This is a genomic window from Thermoanaerobaculia bacterium (assembly GCA_035717485.1).
Classification (GTDB): Bacteria; Acidobacteriota; Thermoanaerobaculia; order UBA5066; family DATFVB01; genus DATFVB01.
Window position 1 is genome coordinate 1 of sequence record DASTIQ010000153.1, and the last position, 3,736, is coordinate 3,736.

At 68.0% G+C, this 3,736-nt stretch carries 3 protein-coding genes; all 3 read right to left on the minus strand.

Annotated features, from left to right (window positions below; all coding sequences use genetic code 11):
* A partial coding sequence (locus tag VFS34_08240; GenBank protein ID HET9794438.1) for an IPT/TIG domain-containing protein occupies nucleotides 1-1,043 on the minus strand: 1,043 nt, incomplete at its 3' end.
* 10 nt (nucleotides 1,044-1,053) lie between these two features.
* The gene (locus VFS34_08245) at nucleotides 1,054-1,623 is read right to left on the minus strand and encodes a hypothetical protein (protein HET9794439.1); all 570 of its coding nucleotides are present in this window, start codon (nucleotides 1,621-1,623) and stop codon (nucleotides 1,054-1,056) included.
* 11 nt (nucleotides 1,624-1,634) lie between these two features.
* The coding region (gene pilQ / locus VFS34_08250; protein HET9794440.1) for a type IV pilus secretin PilQ at nucleotides 1,635-3,736 on the minus strand (2,102 nt) is incomplete at its 5' end.

Here is a 3,736-nt window from a genome sequence, read left to right on the forward strand (position 1 = left end):
GTCACCGGCGAGCTCGTGCACGTCGTGCCCGAGCAGTTCACTTCCTTCACCGTGACGTCGACGTTCTGCGGGAACGTCGTGTCCGGGCCCTGGGCATTGGCCGGGGGGGTGATCGCGATGATCTGGGTCGGCGACACGGAAACGACCTGGGCCTCCAGCGTCCCGCCGAAGAACACCTGGACGGGAGCGGAGAATCCGCTGCCGACGATCGTCACTCGCGTTCCCCCGATCTTCGTCCCGGAGGCCGGCAGGATGGCCGTGACGATGGGCTGATTGTCGCTCGTGTACGTGAAGCAGCTCGCGGAAGCGAGCGTCTGGCCGTTGAGCAGGACGTCCACCTCGACCGGTGTGGCCGGAAGTCCGGCCAGCTCGGGGAAGGCGGGCGTGGTGACGCTGATCTGCGAGTCGGTGAGCGCCGTGATGATCCCCTGGTGGACGACGCCGCCGGAGCGGAAGAACACCCGGACGTTCGACGTGTTCGTCCCGAAGCCGCCGCCGCTGATCGTGATCGGCGTGCCGCCGGAGACGGGGCCCGTGTGCGGGCTCGCGCAGACCGAGATGAAGGGGCCGGTCGGAACGCCGTTCGACTGGAAGTTCACCGACGTCGTACCGGTCGCCGACTTGGCGCCGACGGTGACCCTGCCGGTGATGGTGGCCGGACCGACGGTATTGCTGCAGATCGCCGTGGTCGTCGCGCCGTTGGTCGTCACGAGCGAGATCGTCTGGAGTCCGTTCTGGGCGAACGTGCCGAACGTGGAAGAGAGCGTGACCGAGGTTCCCGACGGCACCGGGGCGCCGTTCTGGGTGGCGTTGACCGTCACCAGGGAGCAGTTCCCCTGGATGGGATTCGTCGGATTCGCCACGAGGGTGATGGCCAGCCCGTTCGTCCCCGGTCCCGGAGGAGGCGTGCTCGTCGGCCCCGGGCTGTCCGCCGAGCAGCCGGCCATGAGCCCGGCGGCGGCGATCGCCGCGAGGGCCACGATTCGGTTCAACGTCAGACGCATGGGCGCCTCCTTGGGTTTGGGGATGTTCGCGTTGCGCATTCGCATCCTTCTAGGCCGCGCTGTACAGGACGAAGATGTCGAGGGTCGCCGGGTCGCTCTTGACCCGCGTCCCCGCGACCGTTTCGCCGTAGAAGGTGACCGTGATGCCCAGATGGATCGTCGGCTGGCCCGTCTGCGTGTCGATCCCGCCGTTGAACGGGAGGAGCTGGTCGAACGGAGACGCCTGGACCGCCGAGGGCTCGATCACCGGATAGTTGTTGAGGGTGAGCGATCCGCCGAGCGGAATCGTGCCGCCGACCGCGAACGTCTCGTCCGGAGGCACCTTCGTCCCCCCGTCGAGCCGCGTGTAGTGAACGACGTAGCTCTGGAGCTCGATCGTCTGGAACCCCTGGGGATCGGTCACGGCCGGGCTCTTGGCATGGCTCGTCACGACCATGCTCGAGAGCTGGAGAGGCGCGCCGGTCGCGATGTTGAACGACAGCGCCTGCGGGGTGCCCGTCACCAGATTCGTCGTCATGTAGACCGGCGATTCGGTCTCTCCCTGTTTGTTCGTGCAGCCGGCCGCCAGCGGCAGCAGGGCGGCGGCGAGGAGCAGGGCTCGGGACATCGTTCGTTTCATCGTGAGCTCCCTCAGTGAATGATCCGCGGCGTGATGAAGATCAGGAGCTCGTCGTGGTTCTCGAGCTTCTGCTTCGTTCGGAACAGGTTGCCGATGATCGGGATCTTCCCGAGACCCGGCACGTAGTTGTAACTGTCGTTGTCGTTCATCTGGAAGATGCCGCCGATGACGGCCGTTCCGCCGTCCTTCACGATGATCTTCGTCCGCGCCTGCCGGATCGAGAGCGGGACGTTGCCGCCGCCCTGGATCTGGACGCCGGGCGCCGGCTCGCGCTTCTGGATGTTGACCTGCATCAGGATCGTCCCTTCCGCGGTGATCTGGGGCGTGACCTGCAGCTGCAGAGTGGCGTCGACGTACAGGACCGACGTCGTGTTGTTGACGGTGGTCTGGACGGGAATCTGGAGGCCCGTCTGGATCGACGCGGACTCGTTCGTCATCGCCGCGACCCGGGGCGACGAGATGATCTTGACGAGACCCTGGTTCTCGGCGGCGTTCAACGCGATGTCGAGGTTGAACGTGTCGAGGACGTTGCCCAGCCGCAGCGCGAGTCCGGTCGTCGAGGGCTGCGCGGCGCCGTTCGGGCGCGTGAACACGGTGCCCGCGAGGTTCCCGTTGTTCGGGAAGATCAGGTTCGTCGTGTTTCCGTGGGCGGCGTCGGCGACTCCGGAGAAGCCCCAGTTCACGCCGAGGGTGTGGCCGAACGTCTTCGTCGTTTCGACGATGCGCGATTCGATGATCACCTGCTCCGTCGGCCGGTCCAGGTTCTCGAGGAGCTGCAGGACCGTCGGCATGTAGTCCTGGATCTCGCGGATGATGAGCGTGTTCGTCCGCTCGTCGACGATCACGTCGCCGCGGGGCGACATGACCCGCTTCAGGGTTCCCGCCGCCTGCCCGACGTTGGCGTACGAGAGCCGCTTGATGACGGTCTTCGTCGGAAGCGAGGCCTGGCGGGCCGCGTCGAGCGCGGCGCGCTGCTGCTCCTCGTTCTGGAGCTTGCCGGTCGTCGCGATCCGCATCACGTTGTTCTCGATGATGTAGCCGAGATTGTTCTGCTTGAGGATGAGCTCGAGCGCCTGGTCCCAGGGAACGTTGTCGAGCTTCACCGTCGCCTGGCCGCGGACGTCGGGGTCGATGACGATGTTCAGGCCGGTCAGCTCGGAGATCGTCCGGAAAACGTCCTTGATGTCCGCGTCCTTCAGGTCGAGCGAGATCGGTTCGCCGGTGTACTGCGTCTCGCCGCCGCCGACGGTTCGCGACTTGTAGGTGTTGGCGAGCTCCTGCCGATCGGTCGGCTTCTGCTGCGCGTCGAGCATGACTTCCGCGGACTCGAAGAGCGGATCTTCGGACGCCCGGGCGGCCTTCGCCGGCGGAGGAGCAGCGGCGGCGACGGGCTCGGCCGCTTTCGGCCGCGGCATTTTCCTGGCCTCGAGGATGCCGTGAGCGCGCTTCCCGGCCGGGATCGAATCGACCGCCGGGCCGGTCGCATAGCGCGCGAGGGACGTGTCGTTGGGATCGGCCGGCTTCGGCGCGTCCTTCGCGGGCGCCGCCGGATGCACCGGCCGCTCGGCGGAGGCGACCTTCACCGGCTCCTTCGGGAGCTCGATCGTCTTCACCGCGGGCGATTCCGCGGCCACCGCGGCCTGGGTCGGAGCGGGTTCCCGCGAAGCCGGAGTCGTCGACGGCTCTGCCGGGGCCGCCGCGACGGTCGTCCGGGAAACGGGCGAGGGAGCCGGCGCCGAGGGAGCCGGGGCCGCGGCCGCGACGGCGTCGCCGAGGTGCACGAGGAGCCGCTCGCCGTCCCGTTCCGTCCGATACGGGCGGGAGCGGTCGAGGTCGATCACGACGCGCGCGACCTTCGGGGCGGTTCGGTACTGGGAGATCCGGGCGCGAAGCACCGGGCCCGTTCCGGGGACGACGCGCTGGCGCACTTCACTCTTCACGCCGGCGACGTCGAGGACGATGCGCGGCGGATTCTGGAGGGCGAAGTCCTGCACTTCCAGGGCGCCGTCGCCGAGAATCGAGACGATCGCGGAAGTGGCGTCGCCGGAAATGTCGACGCGCTCGAGCGCCCGGGCGGCTTCCCCGCGCGGAACGTTGGCGGGGGTCGCGGGAG